Here is a 420-nt window from a genome sequence, read left to right on the forward strand (position 1 = left end):
TGTATGACGCAGCCGGGGTCTCCAAAGACCGCGTGCTGATCAAGCTGGCCTCAACCTGTGAAGGCATCCGTGCTGCCGAGCAGCTGGAAAAGGAAGGCATCCAGACCAACCTCACGCTGCTGTTCTCCTTCGCCCAGGCTCAGGCCTGCGCCGATGCCGGTGTGTTCCTGATTTCGCCGTTCGTAGGCCGTATCTACGACTGGTACAAAAAGAGCACCGGCACGGATTACGTGGGCGCCGAGGACCCTGGCGTGCAATCGGTGACGCGCATTTACAACTACTACAAGGCCAATGGCTACAACACCGTGGTGATGGGCGCCAGCTTCCGCAATATCGGCCAGATCGAACAGCTGGCCGGCTGCGACCGCCTGACCATCAGCCCTGAACTTTTGCAGCAGTTGAGCGATGACCAGGGTGAAC

1 protein-coding gene is annotated in these 420 nt (G+C 59.5%); it reads left to right on the plus strand.

Features of this window, described 5'->3' with window-relative positions; translation table 11 throughout:
- Positions 1-420, plus strand: a 420-nt coding sequence (locus GHO41_RS29570) for a transaldolase family protein (protein ID WP_305977962.1), incomplete at both ends; no start/stop codon positions are given.

The organism is Pseudomonas sp. FSL R10-0399 (assembly GCF_009600165.1).
Classification (GTDB): domain Bacteria; phylum Pseudomonadota; class Gammaproteobacteria; order Pseudomonadales; family Pseudomonadaceae; genus Aquipseudomonas; species Aquipseudomonas helleri.